An 18,091-nucleotide genomic window follows, 5' to 3' on the forward strand; every position below is an offset into this window, starting at 1 on the left:
ATTTATTCGCCTACTTATACACGAAAAATCCGCTTTAATCTGCATCATAATCATCCAGGAAGTTATGGTACACTCCATCTTTTTTATATCCAATGATAGTCTTTAAATTCACATTGCTGACGCTGTTGAAAATATTGCTGTCAATAAATTCACTTTTTTTGCGCAGTTCGGTGACAAGATCTTTCATTTCCTCACGCTTGGAGCCTTTTGCCCCGCCACAGCTTGTACAGTTTTCCGTAAAACGGCAGGCACACTGGATAAACTGCAGGCGGTTATAGTCACGCCATGCCTTGATGTCCTCTTCCTTTACCAGATAAAGTGGACGGATCAGTTCCATTCCCTCAAAATTCTGGCTGTGAAGTTTTGGCATCATTGTCTCAACTTTTCCACTGTATAACATTCCCATCAGGATCGTCTCGATCACGTCATCAAAATGATGTCCAAGTGCGATCTTATTACATCCTAACTCTTTTGCCTTTGAATAAAGATATCCTCTCCGCATTCTCGCACACAGATAACACGGATTCTTATCTACCTCCGCAACAGAATCAAAAATCTGTGTTTCAAATGTCGTGAGCGGGATATCAAGCAGTTTTGCATTTTCCTGGATAATACGCCAGTTTTCCTCATTATAGCCCGGATTCATACACAGGAAAACAAGTTCAAAATTGCGTTTTCCATGACGGTATAATTCCTGAAACAGTTTTGCCAAAAGCATGGAATCTTTTCCACCGGAAATACATACCGCGATCTTATCGCCATCCTGGATCATTTCATAATCATGAAGTGCCTTGGTAAAACGGCTCCAGACCGGCTTTCTGAATTTTTTGATCAGGCTTTTTTCAATCTGCTCGGTACGCTCTTTTCTTGAATCATCCTCCATCGTCACACGCGTGAGCTGGTATCTTAACCAGGCACGGTAACCACCCTCTAAATTGATGGTATCATAGCCTTCATTATCCAGTATCTCTGCTGCATCCCTGCTGTTTTCCCCCACATGGCAGTACAGATAAACCGGCTGGTCTTTCTTTAAAATATCTGTCTCACCCGCTTCGATCTTTTCTAACGGAAGATTGATGGCACCGTCGATCGCCCCGCGTGAAAAATCATTTTCCGGACGGACGTCGATCAGCTGCAGACCTTCTGTTCCTTTCTGTGCCAGTTCTTCTACGGTAATTGTATTCAAAATATTTCCTCCAATTTCGTATTCTTTTATTTTGTGCGCTTTCCCTCTTTGATCTCATCTAAAACTTCCGCAACTGCCTCGCGCTCATCAAAATGGTATTTCACACCGCGGATCTCCTGATAATCTTCGTGGCCTTTTCCAAGCAATACGATCATATCTCCCGGCTGGGCATTTACCATGCAGTATGCGATCGCTTCTTTCCGGTCGTCGATCTCGATATATTTTCCGTTACTTCTTGCAAGTCCGACTTTAATATCTTTATTGATATCGCGGATGTCTTCATCTCTCGGATTATCACAGGTCAGTACACACAGATCTGCCATCTCACCGGTTACCTCACCCATATCATAACGGCGCAGCTTTGAACGGTTTCCGCCGCCGCCATAGACACAGATCAGACGTTTCGGATGATATTCCATCAATGTCGTAAGCACGCTTCTGGTGCTGACTTCATTGTGTGCGTAGTCAATGATCAGATAATAATCTTTCGATACCGGAAGCATTTCCACACGTCCTTTGACCTGCACTTTATCCAGACCGTCTAAGATTGCCTCATCTGAAATTCCTGCCAGATGGCAGACTAACATTGTTACCAGTGAATTATATACTGAAAATCTTCCCGGAATATGCACTCTTGCCTCGCAGTCCATGCATCCTTTCACATGGAAATGCATACCGAGTTTTCCGTTTTCCTTGATAAATCCAAGATCCGCTGCAACCAGATCAAGCGGTTTGCCAAGAAACGTTTTTTCACTGCCATCTTCCACCCCGAAACTGTGGATCTCACAGGTATGGTTTGCCGCAACTGCTTCGCTGTGCTCATCATCTGCATTTAAAATACCGATCTTGCACTGGCGGAATAACATGCTCTTACATTCTAAATATTCCTCAAACGATGCATGCTCATTTGGTCCGATATGATCCGGGGACAGATTGGTAAACACACCATAATCAAACAGGATTCCTGCTGTTCGGTCCATTTTCAGTCCCTGCGAGGACACCTCCATCACTGCATATTCACAGCCTGCTTCTACCATGGAAGCAAACATGCGGTGCAGTTCGTAAGATTCCGGTGTCGTATTTTTTGACGGAATCTTCTCATCTCCGATCATCGCTCCGATCGTTCCGATCAGTCCGACTTTTTTGCCTGCTGCTTCCAGCACATTTTTGATCATGTATGTCGTGGTTGTCTTTCCTTTGGTGCCGGTCAGTCCGATCGTGATCAGCTTTTCTGCAGGGTAGTCAAACAATGCAGCCGACATCAATGCGAGTGCATAACGTGCAGATTCCACTTTTAACACGGTGATCGTATCAGGAATCTGCGTGGCTTCCTCCGCCCGCTCCACAACAATGACACTTGCTCCTTTTTCCACTGCATCCGGGATATATTTGTGACCATCCGTCACTGCTCCAACCATACAGACGAACATGGTTTCCTTTGCAATCTTTCTTGAATCATAGATAATGTCTCTGACTTCTGCTTCCATGCTGCCCTGTAAACATTCGTATTTTATCTTTTCACAGATCTTACTTAACTTCATTTTTTCTCCCTATATTGTTCAAGACCACGAAAAGCCGCCGTACATTCTGCACGGCAGCCCCTGTATAATATCTTTTTATTTTTCTAAAATGTGTGATGCATCAATCTCCGCTTCAAACACAGTGTGTGACGGTCCCGTCATAAATAAATGGTTCGTTTTCTCATCCCACTCGATCAGAAGAGGTCCACCAATCTGCTCCACAGTAACTTTGCGGTCTGTACGTCCGGTCAGAACACCTGTAACAACCGCTGTCGAACAGCCTGTCCCACATCCGATCGTCTCACCGGTCCCACGTTCCCATTCACGGATCTTGATATAATCACGCTTTACAAACTCTGCAAATGTAACATTGGTTTTATTTGGAAACAACGATGTCATATGCTCGATTGTCTTTCCGTAACGCTCCACATCAAGGTCTGCGACAGAATCCACAAACATTGCACAATGTGGATTGCCCCAGGATACTGCCGTGATATGAAATGTTTTATCCAGCACCTCCACCGGCTGCTCTACAAACTGCTCTAAATCTGTATTTACCGGAATTACTTTCGTATCCAGTCTCGGTTCCCCGATATCTGCTCGGATGTTTGATACCAGACCATCCGTTACCGTCAGATTCAGATGCTGCATTCCACCAAGTGTCTCGATCACAAGTTCTGTCTTATCGGTCAGCCTGTGGTCATAAACATATTTTCCGACAGAACGGAGTGCGTTGCCGCACATTTCTCCTTCTGAACCATCCGGATTGAACATCCGCATCCGGAAATCTCCCTTATCGGATGGACAGATCAAAACCATTCCGTCTGATCCAATGGCAAAATGTCTGTCGCTGACAAACCGTGCCAGCTCCGGTAAATTTTTAATATCCTGGTGAACGGCATCAATATATACATAATCATTTCCAAATGCCTGCATTTTTGTAAATTTCATGGTAATCCTCCATTTTATGCATTCATTGCCCTGTCAAGGTCTGCAATGATATCATCTGCATTTTCAATTCCGACTGACATACGAAGGAAGCAGTCTGTAATACCAAGTTTCTCTTTGATGTCAAGTGGTGTATCCTCATGTGTCTGTGTTGTCGGGTATGTGATCAGTGTCTCTGTTCCTCCAAGGCTCTCTGCAAACATGATCATATCAACACCTTTTAAGATTTTCTTTACTGTCTCAAAACTGTCAACAGTAAATGAGATCATTCCGCCAAAACCAGTTGTCTGTTTTTTCGTCACTGCGTAATCTTTGTGATCTTCAAAACCTACATAATACACTTTCTGTACTTTCGGCTGTGTTCTGAGCCACTCTGCAACTTTCTTCGCATTCTCGTTGTGTCTGTCCATACGAACCGGCAATGTCTTGATTCCTCTTAAGATCAGCCAGCTATCAAGCGGTGCAAGCTGACTGCCGTGAGATTTGATATGGACATGGATCTTTTCTGCAATCTCCTCGTCATCTTTTACAACCACGATACCGGAAATCGTATCGTTATGTCCGCCTAAATATTTTGTGGAGCTGTGTGTTACGATATCTGCACCAAGCTGTAATGGTTTCTGGAAATATGGTGTTAAAAATGTATTATCAACAACCGTGAGTGCTCCGATACTCTTTGCGATCTCAGAAAGTGCATGGATGTCTGCCACCTTCATCATCGGGTTAGTCGGTGTCTCGATAAATAACATTTTTGTATTCGGACGGATGGCTGCCTTTACCTCATCAAGTTCTGACATATCCACATAAGTGTGCTCGATGCCGTATCTTCCAAAAACATCACCGATGATACGGAATGTTCCACCATAGATATCGTCAGATAAGATCACATGCTCTCCCGGATTTAACAGGGAAAATACTGCCATATTTGCCGCCTGTCCGCTGGAAAATGCAAATCCTTTGATACCTCCCTCTAAAATCGCCATAGTACGCTCTAATTCCTGTCTGGTCGGATTCTCAAGACGGCTGTATGCAAATCCTGTGGATTCTCCAAGTGCCGGATGACGGAAAGTAGCTGTCTGGAAGATCGGCATGCTGACTGCTCCGGTAAGCGGTTCCGTTCCAAGTGCTCCGTGTACTGCCTTTGATTCAAAATGTAATTCTTCTTTTGTACTGTAATCATTGTAATTGCTGAAATTCTTCATGCCGTTCTCCTTCTTTTTCATTCTTATTATTTCAAGTTTTTTTACATTTATTTCCTATAACTTTTTTCTTTCATATGGTTCTATTATATAAAACACTTTTTAAAATATATACTCGTCTAGTGCTGTGTATATTGCAAATTGTGCTTTTTTGTGTTAGGGTTGGATTTGAAAAGCATTTTATTAATCTGATTCGGAAGGAGTACCTGTATGCCGGAATATAAAAAAGTCGGTTATCTGACATCCAGTTTTAAATTATTTCATCTGAAAGACCAGAATAAAAAAGATTTTTCTTATCATTATCACGATTTTCACAAGATTTTAATCCTGTTAAACGGTGATATCACTTATTGCATCGAGGGACATTCTTATCAGCTTGCCCCTAATGATATCGTGTTAGTTCACGCCGGGGAGGTTCACCGGCCGATCATTCAGTCAGAATCTCCTTATGAACGTATCATCATCTACATTTCACCGGATTATTTGAAAAAATATGAAAAGTCCGATTTTGATCTTTCACACTGTCTGAGCCAGGCTGCCACAGAACAGTCACACGTGCTGCGTTTTCAGGGTTCGCGTGCTGCAAAGTTAAAAACTGCGATACAGGCACTTGACCAGTCTGTAAATGATAAAGATTTTGCAGCTTCCCTGCATCAGGAAATTTTATTTTTAGAATTTATGATACAGTTAAACCGTGCTGCCATGCACGATGGCATCGAATTTATCAATGATACTGCCTCCGACGAAAAAATCATCACGGTATTAAATTATCTGAGTGAACATCTGACCGAGGATATCTCCATCGACAAACTGTCTGCGAGGTTTTTCTTAAGCCGCTCTTATCTGATGCATACGTTTAAAGATCAGACCGGTTACACGATCGGCAATTATCTCTCGACCAAACGGCTGCTTTTAGCAAAAGATCTGATTGCAGAAGGAATGCCGATCACCGAAGTCTGCTATGCCTGCGGTTTTAAAAATTATTCAACTTTTTCGCGTGCATATAAAAAAAGTTTTGGAGAAGCCCCAAGGGACTCTCTCCAAAACCTGAAATCTTAATTTATGATAATAAAATGTTCGCAGGACACACATTCTGTTATTCTCATCCTATTTTGACACTGCTTCTCACTGACGCTCTGCCATTTCATTCATGAGCGTCGGTATGAACTGTTTCTTTCTGGAAACAATTCCGTCTAACAAAATACCATCAGCCCGCTCTTCTTTGCGGAACGCGGCTCCTAAAATCCTGCCTGCATTCTCCCCGTCAAAAATAATTTTTGAGGATTCCTCTAAAATATCCGTCAGCATGACATAGACCATATCTATCTTCTTTTCTGCAAGCACCTGTACCATAAACGGACGTATCTGCTCTGCCACTTTGTCTAGTTCTTCCCGGCTCATAGCACTGATCTGTGCCACTCCGAAATCACAGTCATCGGTATGGAATATCTTGAAATCCTGATAAAAGATCTCCTCCGTGGACTTTCCGCTGAAATTACTGCCCGCCTGGAACATATTTTTCGCATAAGTCTCAATGTCTACTTCCGCGATCACTGCAAGCGCCTCCGCCACAGATTTATCTAACGGTGTACACGTTGGTGAACGGAACATCAGCGTATCAGAAATAATGGCAGACAGTAAAAGTCCTGCAATCTGTTTTGGCACATCCACGCCCTTTTCCTGATACATCTGATAAATGATCGTTGAGGTACAGCCGAGTGGCTGATTTCTAAAATAAACCGGCGAAACTGTTTCAAGACTGCCAAGACGATGATGATCGATGATCTCTAACAGCTCTGCCTCATCAATTCCGTCTACCGCCTGTGCCTTCTCATTGTGGTCAACAAGAATTACCTGTTTTTTCTGCATATTCATCAAATTACGGCGTGAAACCATTCCGGCATAATTACCATTTTCATTCAAAATCGGGAAGTCACGATGTCTGATCTTTGACATTGTCTCCCGCACTTCGTCCACATAATCCTCGATTCCGAACGTAATAATATTTTTTCGTGTCATAAACTGTTTGATCGGCATACTCTGATTGATAAGACGCGCTATCGAAAATGTATCAAACGGTGTTGTAATAATGATGCAGTCATGTTTTTCCGCAAGGGCGCGTACATCCTCGCTGACTTCAATTCCCCCACCGATGATCAGACAGCTTGCATTTGACTCGATAGCCTGTTTCTGCGCCTCTTCCCGGTCCCCTGAGATTACCATGTCATCATCTTCGATATAATCTGCCATATATTCCGGATTCGAGGTCGCTACCACTACCTTTCCTCTTACAAAATATGCATGCTCATTTCCAACGATGATCGTTCCATCCAACGTTTCCGCAATATTTTTATACTGTGTTCGTGCCTGGGATAACACATGATTATCAAAAACGTCCATGTAAGACGTTGCAATATCCTTTGTTACAATAATTCCTTCGAGTTTTCCAAACTGATTGGTTACCGGAAGCGTTACAACTTCTAATTTTTTCATTGTCTCCCATGCCCGTCTTAAGGAAATCTGACTGCTCACTCCCGCCGTTCTCCGGAAATTGATATCCTTGATCTGGGTTCCCGCATAAGTAACTAACTCCGGTTCCTGTGCCCCAAAATAATCGAGCACATAATGTGTCTCTGCATTTACTGCTCCGGCACGTTTTGCCACATAGGTTTTATCGTTTTCTGTCTGATTTTTTAAATATGCATAAGAGATAGCTGCACAAATAGAATCCGTATCCGGATTTTTATGCCCTACAACCCAAACTTTTCTCTTTTCTGCGCTCATGAAATTCCTCTCTTTACCTAAAAATTAGCAGCTATTTCTCTGATTTATTACTGCCGGACTCTTCTTTTTTATTTCTAAAAAAGAAAGAAACAGACGCTGGCAGCGCCGGCGTCATGTGTACTGTTAAAAGCGAAATACTCCCATAGAATATAATATAAATACGATCAATACCACAAAATTTAAAATTGAAAACCAGGATAGCAGCTTCACATATCCTTTCACCGAATCAACGCCGCCTTCCATCTCATCCATTTTTTCAATTTTAGAATCAAACTCATTGAACAGATCCTGTATGTTACGATAACATTTGACATTTTCCGTGTGTACTTTTTCAGAAAGATCCGTCTTAATAGACTCTAACTGTGACGTTGCATTCTCTAACAGCTCCTTGACCTCCGCAATCTGTCCTTCACTGAGCTTTTTGTTGGCAATTGCCTGTTCCTCTAAGAACTGCTTGTTCGCCGCAATCTGTTCCTCGTTTAATTTCCGGTTAGAAGCCGTCTGCTCCTCATTCATCTGACGATTTAAGGCAATCTGTTCCTCACTGGTTTTCCTGATATCAGCCACCTGTCCGGTAAGACCTGCCTCAATCTCTGTCATTTTCGTCGTCACTTTATCAGCAAGCGCATCTACTTTCCGTCCAAACTCGGTAACAATCTTGTCCGCCTCTTCCTGACGTTCTGTTAAAATATGTTCTAACTCCTGTGCCTTGTCCGCTCTCTCATCCACAAGTGACTGCAGTTCCGCCGCTTTACTTTCTTTTGCTGCCAGAAGCACCTGAAGTTGTTTTGCTTTTTCACGAAACTCATCGATCTGACTGATCAGTAAATCTTCATTTTCCACGTCCTTTTGTGTCCTTTCCTGTTCCTGTTTGTTCATTTGTCCGCTCTCTTCCGGCTTTTTCCGGTCCAAATGACGTACATTCTGCGGTATGACCCGCTTTTTCTGGGGTTGAAGCTGTCTGAATACCATCTGCCATAAACCTGCCATCTGTGTCCACTTCTTCCCCCTTTCTGATTTTTTTCGCAATATATCATGGTTATTCTATCATTATCGTTTTTCTTTGTAAACAATAAATTATTTTCCATTATGTTAAACATGTGGACTGTGAAACTTTATATTTTCATTAAGGATCGCATAGATGACAAAGAAGCGATTCCAACTGGAACCGCCTCTGTCAAAAAAGGGATTATTTTTTCTTCAATATGATTTCATTTCACAAATAGTATGTTTTTGATTATCTACATAATTTTTTGAACTCATCAGCTACGAACTGGACTTTTGTTCCAATGACAACCTGAACAGCTGTTTTACTTGGTCTGATAACACCAGCAGCCCCTGCTGATTTGATTTTCTTCTCATCTACTAAAGAACTGTCTTTTACCTCAAGCCGAAGTCTTGTAATGCAGTTATCAATACTTTTAATATTTGCTGCACCACCAACACCTTCTAAAATTGTTGCCGCTACAGTTGTGTAATCACTGCTCCCAAGGTCGACATTTTTCTCTGCTTCCACATCATCGTCTTCTCTACCAGGAGTTTTCAGATCAAACTTTGTGATAGCGAAACGGAATACAACATAAAATACAATAAATGCTGCAATACCAAGTGGAATGATCATCCAGGTATTCTTTGCTGCCGGAAGGGTTGCAGAGAAAAGAAGGTCTGTTGCTCCAGCAGAGAAACTAAAACCTGCTCTAAATCCAACTAATACCGTAATCACTGTGAAGATACCATATAATAATGCATATACAACATAAAGTGCCGGTGCAAGGAACATGAAACCAAACTCAAATGGCTCTGTAACACCACAGACAAATGCACAAACAGCTGCGGAGGCTACCAGACCGATTGCAACTTTCTTCTTATTACTCTTAGCAGTCTGAATCATAGCAAGAGCTGCACCCGGAATACCGAACATCATACATGGGAAGAATCCAGACATATACATACCCAAATCCCATGTTACATCTGCCGACGTCTCGCCTGCCCAGAAATGTTGTAAATCCCCAAGTCCGATCGTATCAAACCAGAATACATTGTTCAGTGCATGATGTAATCCGGTTGGAATCAGCAATCTGTTTAAGAATGCATAAATACCTGCACCAACAGGACCAAATCCAACAATTCCTTCACCGATTGAAACTAATGCTCCAAATAATAAAGGCCAGATGAATAATAAGATTGCGGATACAATGATAGAAACAACGCCTGCAACGATTGCTACACAACGCTTACCACTGAAGAATGATAACCAATCAGGTAATTTTGTACCTTTGAATTTGTTGTAGCATGTTGCACCGATGATACCGGCAAGGATACCGATAAATGGGTTTGCAATCTTACTGAATGCAAGCACTTTTGTCTCATTCTCTGCAATTACCGGCATTAACGTTGTAACAACCCCTGTAGAAAGAAGGTTTGTCATCATTAACCATGATGCCAAAGCTGCAAGAGCTGCTGTACCATCATTATCATCTGCCATACCAACGCCGACACCGATAACAAAAAGAATTGCCATGTTATCGATCAAAGCTCCTCCTGCTTTTACAAGGAAGAAACCGATCATCTGAACGATACCGGAAACATCGCCCCCCTGCATGGTAGATGGACATAGCGCATATCCAATACCCATTAAGATACCACAGATTGGAAGACACGCTACAGGAAGCATTAATGCTTTTCCCAATTTCTGTAAATACTTCATCATAATAAAAGCTCCTCCTTTTTTTTATCCCTTTTCATTTTATTTTATGCCGTTATAAGTACGGCTAAAATACATTTTAATCTCCATTCTTGCGCTGTCTTTCAATGAAAACAACGTTTTCATTTGCATCTCAAGTTTGTGCTTTATTTATTTAGGATCAATACTGTGTCGCCAGGTTCTACTTCCTGATCTGTCACTGTTTCCACTGTCTGATAATCTGATGTATTGCACACAACCACAGGTGTGATCACGTCATAACCGGCTTTTTTTACTGCGTCAAGATCAGCCTCTATCAACAGTTCTCCCTTTTTCACAGAATCACCATTGCCTTTATATGCAGTAAAATGTTCTCCCTTTAATGCAACCGTATCAAGTCCTATGTGTATGAGCAGTTCTACACCTTCTGAAGTCGTCATACTTACTGCATGCATCGTATCAAATAACATCTCAATCGTACCATCGGCCGGTGCATATATCCTGCCTTCCGCAGGAATAATTGCAACACCTTTTCCTAAAATCTCCTCTCCAAAAGTTGGATCACTTACATTACTGATCGCAACCGTTTTTCCTTTTACTGGTGAACCTATCTCAATCCCTTTTTCTTTTTTCTTAAAAAAATCAAACATTTCCATACCTCTTTTCTGCTGTATTATTGTCAGGTTTATCCTGCCATACACACACGTTTTATATGTATCGCCAGAAACATGATTTCCTCGCTGGCAATTCCGCTGCCATATTCCTTTTCAATATATTCAGCAATATGTTTACTGCATTCATATTCCTTCGGATACTTATTTTCCATCATCCTTGCAAATTCAATCTCCTCATCTTTCAACAATTCATGCCGGTAAAGGCGCTGTACCAAAAACTTAAGATGAGTGATAAATCTCTCATAATGCAGGGATTCCTCATCAAACTCAATTCCCATTTCCAGCCTGACCAGTTCTAAAATCTTCTGAATCATATTCGTCATTTCAAATGTATCATTGATCGTCGTGTTGTATTCTGCATTCACAAAATGCAGGGCTATAAATCCTGCTTCATCTTCCGTAAACTCTGTACCCAGCTTCTCATTCAAAAGATCAACTGCATATTTTCCCATCAGATATTCCTGATGGTAAAACCTCTTAGTCTCCCAAAGTAATGCATTCTTCAATTGAATCCCCTGCGACTGTCTCTGGATTGCAAAATTAATATGATCTGTCAAAGTGATGTATATATTCTGATTCAGTTGTACATTCAGATTCTTTATTGCGTAGGATATAATATCACTGGTAAGCTGCATGTGCTCTAATGGAATATTTTCTAAAAGTTCCTGAAACTGTCTGGAAAGCTTCTCATTCTCAATACGAAAAACCTTCTCGATTTTGCTTTCATCAATCAGTTCTCCCGTATGCGCCTTAAACCCGATTCCCTTACCCATGATAACAATTTCCTGCTGATTCACATCATATGCTGATATTACATTGTTATTAATCACTTTCTGGATAACCATATTCCACTCCGTTTTTGTCCCTAATAATTAAAAAAACCAAATTTTACAAAATCCAAGCCAGATATGTAAAATTTGGTTTTGCCTGCTTACCAGTAACAATCCAATGTGCTCTGTTTCTATCTAAATAAATTGTAGCATTCATTGTTTATTATGTCAAGTTTTATTCTTATTATTTTTGTTTTTTTGTTAATATCCACCATGTTTTTTTCAAAAACCTGTACACAATAACTTATTATCTTACAAATTTGTTTCAAAGAAAGATTTTAATGCATCATATGCCGCATCTTCGTCAGTACCTTCCACTGTTATAGTCACAGTCTGGTCTTTTTTTACTCCCATACTCATAACTGCCATCAGACGGGCTGCATCAATTACTTTTCCGTCTTTTTCGAGAGTTACTTTACTTTTAAAATTTTTAACCTCTTTTACGAGCATTCCCGCCGGTCTTGCATGAATACCCAATTCGTCCTTTACTGTGTAACTGAATGATTTCATTTTAATTTCCTCCTATGCTTAGATTATGCATTTATTATTTTATTTCTTACAGGCAGCACCATTGCAGGTGATACCGATAATTCATCAATGCCCATTTTCACAAATGTTTCTGTCAAAGTCAGATCTGCTCCAAGTTCTCCGCAAATTCCTGCCCAGATTCCTTCTTCATGGGCACTGTCAATGACCATCTGGATCATTTTGAGTACTGCCGGATGATGTGAATCATAGAAACGGTCAAGTTTTGCATTCTGCCTGTCAATAGCAAGCGTATACTGTGTCAGGTCATTGGTTCCAATACTAAAGAAATCCACCTCTTTTGCGAGATCATCTGCGATCATAACCGCTGCAGGAGTCTCGATCATAACTCCAAATTCAACTTCTTTATATGGCAATCCCTCTGCAGACAATTCCGCTTTCACTTCCTCCATGATTTCTTTTACTTTTTTCACTTCCCATACAGATGCGATCATAGGAACCATAATGGAAATATTGCCAAACATGCTTGCACGCAGCAACGCTCTTAACTGTGTTTTAAAAATTTCCGGTCGGTTCAGGCAGATTCTTACTGCACGATATCCCAATGCCGGATTATCCTCACGATCAAGTCCAAAATAATCTATCTGCTTGTCTGCTCCGATATCTAATGTTCGGATGATCACCTTTTTTCCAGCCATCACTTCTGCAACTGTTTTATAGGCCTGAAACTGTTCTTCCTCTGTTGGAAAATGATCACTCTGCAAATATAAAAACTCACTTCTGAAAAGTCCGATTCCGGCTGCATCATTCTGTAAAACAGCTCCTAAATCTTTTACCTCACCAATATTAGCATAGAGTTTGATCTCTTTTCCATCTTTTGTAACAGTCGGTTTTCCCTTTAACTGCTGTAATAATTCCTGACGTTTCTTCTCATTCTGCTGTTTTTTCTCGTATTCTTTTAATATTTCTTCCTCTGGATCAAGGATCAAAATACCCTTAAATCCATCTATAATTGCATACTTTCCATTCACTTCTTTTGGAATTGCCGCTGATACCAATGCCGGAATATTCATCGTTCTGGCAAGAATGGCTGTATGAGAATTTGTAGAGCCTTGTCTTGTCACAAATGCAAGCACTCTCTCCCGTTCTAACTGAATTGTCTCGCTCGGAGCAAGGTCGTCCGCTGCTATAATATATTTTTCTTCATCGGCCGCATGCACAGTTTCTTCCTTCCGGGATAAAATACGGATCACACGTTCAGAAATATCTTTTACATCTGCTGCACGTTCTTTCATATAATCGTCATCCATATCCGCAAACATCCTTGCAAAATTATCTCCCGTCGTCGCTACAGCAAATTCTGCGTTCACAGACTGCGCTACTATGATATTACGAATAGAATCCAGATAATCTTCATCCTCTAACATCATCTGATGTACTTCAAAAATTGCTGCATTTGCTTCACCAACTTCTTTGACTGCCTTGTCATAAAGTGCCTTTAATTCTTCTGTTGCCTGATTTTTGGCTGCTCTAAAACGTGAAATTTCTGCCTGTGTGTCATCAATTTTCACACGTCTTACCACATTGTTTTCTTTAAAAACTTCTTTGATTTTTCCAATCGCAATTCCTCCGAATGCAATCTTTCCATTAATTTGCTGCATTTGTTTCCCCCCTCTAAACAACAAGTCACATTACTCTACCACATCTGCATTCAAAATCAAAAAAACCGAAAAAGCACACGCAATCATAAGCGTCTTACTTTTTCGGTTTAGTACATTTGCATGTGAACTACCCTCTATATGTATTTTTATTATACGTTTTTACCCTGTTTTTGTCAATACACAATTTCGTATTATGCTAATTATATACTTTGTATACAATTATGATATAATTTTCGACATATTTTCACAGATACATCTTATCTATTGGACCGCCTGCTATCTGTTCCATGCTCCAGTTATAATCCTGTAACCAAAAGTTTATTTTATCACCAGCTTCTGACTTACAAAAAACCCGAAAAGGCTTATACCTTTCCGGGCTTTGGAAATTTACATCAATTCAGACAAGATCTGCAGCTTATTTGTAAAGCTCAACCAGTCTCTGTAAGTGCTCATAACGAGCCTTTGCAGCTTCCTCAGATGCAGCAAAGAGTTTCTGTGCTCTCTCTGGGAAGGATCTTGTCAGACGGCTGTAACGTGTTTCGTTGTTCAGGAAATCCTGGTAAGAACCATCACCTGGCTTAGATGTCAATGTAAATGGGTTCTTTCCTTCTGCTTTGAGTGCAGGATTGAAGGAGAATAAGTTCCAGTAACCAGCAGCTACTGCTTTCTTCATCTCATCCTGGCAGTGGTTCATTCCGCCTTTAACACCGTGTAACTCACATGGAGCATAACCGATGATTAAAGAAGGTCCGTTGTAAGCTTCTGCTTCAGCTAAAACTTTAACAGCCTGAGCCATGTTTGCACCAAGAGCGATCTGTGCTACGTATACATAACCATAGCTCATAGCGATCTCTGCAAGGCTCTTCTTGCCGATATCTTTACCAGCAGCAGCGAACTGACAAACTTCACCGATGTTGGAAGCTTTAGAAGCCTGACCACCTGTATTGGAGTACATCTCAGTATCGAATACCATAACATTTACGTTATGTCCGGAAGCAAGAACATGATCTAATCCGCCGAATCCGATATCGTATGCCCAACCATCACCACCGAAGATCCATACGGACTTCTTAGCGAGGTAATCTTTCTTATCAAGAGCTGCCTTAGCGTCTGGGCATCCAGCTGCTGCAGCTTTCTCTAACTCTGCTACAAGAGCTTCTGTTGCAGGTGTATTTGCTTTTGTATCGTTCTTTGTCTCAACAAATTTATCAAATGCAGCCTTTAACTCAGCGCTTGCTTTGTCAGAAGCAGCACATTTCTCAGCGCTTGCGATAGCCTGATCACGTAATACTTCCTGACCAATCTGCATACCTAAACCATGCTCAGCGTTATCCTCGAATAAGGAGTTAGCCCAAGCCGGTCCTTTTTTACTGTCTTTGTTTACTGTATATGGTGATGTAGCAGCCGGACCACCCCAGATAGAGGAACATCCTGTTGCATTGGAGATATACATATGCTCACCAAATAACTGAGTAATCAAACGAGCGTATGATGTCTCTGCACATCCTGCACAAGAACCTGAGAACTCAAGTAATGGCTGGTTGAACTGAGAACCTTTTACAGTGTTGTCTGCCGGCATACCAGGTTTCTTGCTTACGTTAGCAACTAAGTAATCGAATACTGGCTGCTCGTCTGCCTGAGATTCCTGTGGAACCATCTCGATAGCACCAACCGGACATACTGTGATACACTCGCCGCATCCCATACAGTCTAATGGAGATACGCTCATTGTGTATTTGTACTCGCTTGCCTTTGGTTTTGTATCAGCAACTTTGATATTGGAAGGAGCTGCTTTTACTTCATCCTCACTTAACATGAACGGACGGATTGTTGCATGAGAACATACAAATGCACACTGGTTACACTGGATACATTTCTCTGCATTCCATGTAGGAACTGTTACAGCTGTACCACGTTTCTCGTATGCTGCTGCACCATGCTCGAACTGTCCATCAGGGTTGCCCATGAATGCAGAAACTGGTAATGAATCACCATCCATTAAGGAGATCGGGTTCATTAAATCTTCTACCATCTTAACTGTCTCTGGACGACCTGTTAATTTCTTAGGAGCCGGATCTGCTGCCGGGTTAGACCAGGAAGCCGGAACCTCTACTTTATGAACTGCATCAACACCAGCGTCGATTGCTTTGTAGTTCATCTCTACGACTGCATCACCTTTCTTACCATAGGATTTCTTAGCAGCCTGTTTCATGAAATCTACAGCCTCTTCGATTGGCATTACGTTTGCTAATTTGAAGAATGCAGACTGTAAAATTGTGTTAGTACGTTTACCCATACCGATCTCGATAGCTTTATCGATAGCGTTGATGGTATATAACTGAATGTTGTTGTCAGCGATGTATTTCTTAGCAGCAGCATTTAAATGATGCTCTAATTCTTCATCTGACCACTGGCAGTTGATCATGAATACTCCGCCTGGTTTTACATCCTGTACCATCTTGAATCCTTTTGTTACATAAGATGGGTTGTGGCATGCTACGAAGTCTGCCTGGTTGATGTAATACGGGCTTCTGATTGGTTTGTCACCAAATCTTAAGTGGGAAATTGTGATACCACCAGTTTTCTTGGAGTCATACTGGAAGTATGCCTGGATGTATTTATCTGTGTGGTCACCAATGATCTTGGTAGAGTTCTTGTTAGCACCTACAGTACCATCTCCGCCGAGACCCCAGAATTTACACTCAACTGTACCTTCTGCTGCAGTGATAGGAGCCGGTTTAACTTCCGGTAAACTTAAGTTAGTAACATCATCAACGATACCGATGGTGAATCTGCTCTTTGGAGCATCTTTCTCTAACTCTTTGTATACTGCGAATAAACTTGAAGGTGGTGTATCTTTAGAACCTAATCCGTAACGGCCGCCTGTTAATACGATTGTATCAAGACCTGCCTCACGAAGTGTGGTTGCTACATCTAAGTATAACGGATCACCAAGTGCACCTGGCTCTTTTGTTCTGTCAAGAACAGCAACTTTCTTAGCTGTCTTAGGAAGAACTTTTAAGAATGCCTCAGATACCCATGGACGATATAAACGAACTTTGATAAGTCCGACTTTCTCACCCTTAGCTGTTAAGTAATCAATTACCTCTTCTGCTACGTCGTTTACAGAACCCATAGCTACGATAACACGGTCAGCATCTTCTGCTCCGTAGTAGTTGAATAAATCGTAGTTTGTTCCTAACTTCTCGTTGATCTTAGCCATGTATTTCTCAACGATTGCCGGTAACTCGTTGTAAGCTGTGTTACAAGCCTCACGATGCTGGAAGAAAACGTCTCCGTTCTCATGAGAACCACGCATAGCCGGATGCTCCGGATTTAATGCATGTGCACGGAATGCAGCAACTGCGTCCATGTTGCACATTTCTTTCAGATCAGCGTAATCCCATTTCTCGATCTTCTGGATCTCGTGGGATGTACGGAAACCATCAAAGAAGTTGATGAATGGAACTTTTCCTTCGATTGTTGCAAGATGAGCAACCGGACTTAAGTCCATAACTTCCTGTGGGTTGGTCTCACATAACATAGCGAAACCTGTCTGACGGCAGGCATATACATCACTGTGATCACCAAAAATATTTAAAGACTGTGTAGCAACTGTACGTGCAGATACATCGAATACACATGGAAGCTGCTCACCTGCGATTTTGTACATGTTCGGGATCATTAATAAAAGACCCTGAGAAGCTGTAAAGGTGGTTGTTAAAGCACCTGCTGCAAGAGAACCGTGAACGGCACCTGCTGCACCTGCCTCAGATTCCATCTCCACAACCTTTACCTGATTACCGAAAATATTTTCCTGTCCTGCTGCAGACCACTGATCTACGGTATCTGCCATCGGGCTGGATGGTGTAATTGGGTAAATAGCTGCAACATCTGTAAACGCATAAGCTACATGAGCTGCGGCGGTATTACCGTCCATTGACTGTTTTGCTCTGGACATTACTTATTCCTCCTTATTTTAAAAAAATAAAATGTCATACTGTATCTCTCTTATGCTCCTGTGTGAAAAGCACAAAATGATACAATTTATCGACTTAAGTCATATTTTAGCATAGAATTTATCAAAAGAAAAGGTCTTTGACTGTACAAAAACAAGTGC

13 protein-coding genes are annotated in these 18,091 nt (G+C 41.4%); 1 reads left to right on the top strand and 12 read right to left on the bottom strand.

What is annotated here, in order from left to right:
• Positions 1-34: 34 nt before the first annotated feature.
• From DW650_RS07415 to DW650_RS07430, 4 genes are all read right to left on the bottom strand, one after another.
• Positions 35-1,186 (bottom strand): ATP-binding protein, encoded by a 1,152-nt coding sequence (locus DW650_RS07415; RefSeq protein WP_118209508.1) that lies wholly within the window; start codon positions 1,184-1,186, stop codon positions 35-37.
• Positions 1,187-1,212: 26 nt separating this feature from the next.
• Positions 1,213-2,727, bottom strand: a complete 1,515-nt coding sequence (locus DW650_RS07420) for a UDP-N-acetylmuramoyl-L-alanyl-D-glutamate--2,6-diaminopimelate ligase (RefSeq protein WP_117919332.1) — start codon at positions 2,725-2,727, stop codon at positions 1,213-1,215.
• Between the two features lie 75 nt (positions 2,728-2,802).
• Positions 2,803-3,657 (bottom strand): diaminopimelate epimerase, encoded by an 855-nt coding sequence (gene dapF / locus DW650_RS07425; RefSeq protein ID WP_117919334.1) that lies wholly within the window; start codon positions 3,655-3,657, stop codon positions 2,803-2,805.
• 14 nt (positions 3,658-3,671) lie between these two features.
• Entirely contained in the window at positions 3,672-4,856 is a 1,185-nt protein-coding gene (locus DW650_RS07430; protein WP_118209509.1) for a trans-sulfuration enzyme family protein, read from the bottom strand.
• Between the two features lie 207 nt (positions 4,857-5,063).
• On the opposite strand from DW650_RS07430, the gene DW650_RS07435 reads away from it, so the two are divergent.
• A complete protein-coding gene (locus DW650_RS07435; RefSeq protein ID WP_118209510.1) occupies positions 5,064-5,912 on the top strand; it encodes a helix-turn-helix domain-containing protein in 849 nt (282 codons plus the stop codon).
• Between the two features lie 66 nt (positions 5,913-5,978).
• On the opposite strand, the gene DW650_RS07440 is transcribed toward DW650_RS07435, so the two are convergent.
• The 8 genes from DW650_RS07440 to nifJ form a co-directional block, all read right to left on the bottom strand.
• The gene (locus DW650_RS07440) at positions 5,979-7,637 is read right to left on the bottom strand and encodes a putative manganese-dependent inorganic diphosphatase (protein ID WP_118209511.1); all 1,659 of its coding nucleotides are present in this window, start codon (positions 7,635-7,637) and stop codon (positions 5,979-5,981) included.
• A gap of 123 nt (positions 7,638-7,760) precedes the next feature.
• Entirely contained in the window at positions 7,761-8,627 is an 867-nt protein-coding gene (locus DW650_RS07445; RefSeq protein WP_118209512.1) for a hypothetical protein, read from the bottom strand.
• A gap of 247 nt (positions 8,628-8,874) precedes the next feature.
• Positions 8,875-10,344: an N-acetylglucosamine-specific PTS transporter subunit IIBC gene (gene nagE, locus DW650_RS07450; protein WP_334294384.1), complete on the bottom strand. Its 1,470-nt coding sequence runs from the start codon at positions 10,342-10,344 to the stop codon at positions 8,875-8,877.
• 143 nt (positions 10,345-10,487) lie between these two features.
• Entirely contained in the window at positions 10,488-10,970 is a 483-nt protein-coding gene (locus tag DW650_RS07455; RefSeq protein ID WP_022112008.1) for a PTS sugar transporter subunit IIA, read from the bottom strand.
• Between the two features lie 35 nt (positions 10,971-11,005).
• Complete coding sequence (gene licT / locus DW650_RS07460; RefSeq protein ID WP_118209513.1) at positions 11,006-11,839, bottom strand: BglG family transcription antiterminator LicT; 834 nt, start codon at positions 11,837-11,839, stop codon at positions 11,006-11,008.
• Positions 11,840-12,076: 237 nt separating this feature from the next.
• Entirely contained in the window at positions 12,077-12,334 is a 258-nt protein-coding gene (locus DW650_RS07465; protein ID WP_117919348.1) for an HPr family phosphocarrier protein, read from the bottom strand.
• 23 nt (positions 12,335-12,357) lie between these two features.
• Positions 12,358-13,971 (bottom strand): phosphoenolpyruvate--protein phosphotransferase, encoded by a 1,614-nt coding sequence (gene ptsP / locus DW650_RS07470; RefSeq protein ID WP_117919350.1) that lies wholly within the window; start codon positions 13,969-13,971, stop codon positions 12,358-12,360.
• A 415-nt stretch (positions 13,972-14,386) separates the two neighbouring features.
• A complete protein-coding gene (gene nifJ / locus DW650_RS07475) occupies positions 14,387-17,932 on the bottom strand; it encodes a pyruvate:ferredoxin (flavodoxin) oxidoreductase (protein ID WP_117919352.1) in 3,546 nt (1,181 codons plus the stop codon).
• Positions 17,933-18,091 lie beyond the last annotated feature (159 nt).

The sequence above is a fragment of the Roseburia sp. AM23-20 genome, assembly GCF_003470905.1.
Taxonomy (GTDB): domain Bacteria; phylum Bacillota; class Clostridia; order Lachnospirales; family Lachnospiraceae; genus Roseburia; species Roseburia rectibacter.

What these genes read in the sequence shown, in the direction of transcription:
- nagE (WP_334294384.1), bottom strand. Translation starts at nt 10,344, where the DNA reads ATGAAGTATTTACAGAAATTGGGAAAAGCATTAATGCTTCCTGTAGCG.
- ptsP (WP_117919350.1), bottom strand. Translation starts at nt 13,971, where the DNA reads ATGCAGCAAATTAATGGAAAGATTGCATTCGGAGGAATTGCGATTGGA.
- DW650_RS07465 (WP_117919348.1), bottom strand. Translation starts at nt 12,334, where the DNA reads ATGAAATCATTCAGTTACACAGTAAAGGACGAATTGGGTATTCATGCA.
- dapF (WP_117919334.1), bottom strand. Translation starts at nt 3,657, where the DNA reads ATGAAATTTACAAAAATGCAGGCATTTGGAAATGATTATGTATATATT.
- DW650_RS07420 (WP_117919332.1), bottom strand. Translation starts at nt 2,727, where the DNA reads ATGAAGTTAAGTAAGATCTGTGAAAAGATAAAATACGAATGTTTACAG.
- licT (WP_118209513.1), bottom strand. Translation starts at nt 11,839, where the DNA reads ATGGTTATCCAGAAAGTGATTAATAACAATGTAATATCAGCATATGAT.
- DW650_RS07430 (WP_118209509.1), bottom strand. Translation starts at nt 4,856, where the DNA reads ATGAAGAATTTCAGCAATTACAATGATTACAGTACAAAAGAAGAATTA.
- nifJ (WP_117919352.1), bottom strand. Translation starts at nt 17,932, where the DNA reads ATGTCCAGAGCAAAACAGTCAATGGACGGTAATACCGCCGCAGCTCAT.
- DW650_RS07445 (WP_118209512.1), bottom strand. Translation starts at nt 8,627, where the DNA reads ATGGCAGGTTTATGGCAGATGGTATTCAGACAGCTTCAACCCCAGAAA.
- DW650_RS07435 (WP_118209510.1), top strand. Translation starts at nt 5,064, where the DNA reads ATGCCGGAATATAAAAAAGTCGGTTATCTGACATCCAGTTTTAAATTA.
- DW650_RS07455 (WP_022112008.1), bottom strand. Translation starts at nt 10,970, where the DNA reads ATGTTTGATTTTTTTAAGAAAAAAGAAAAAGGGATTGAGATAGGTTCA.
- DW650_RS07440 (WP_118209511.1), bottom strand. Translation starts at nt 7,637, where the DNA reads ATGAGCGCAGAAAAGAGAAAAGTTTGGGTTGTAGGGCATAAAAATCCG.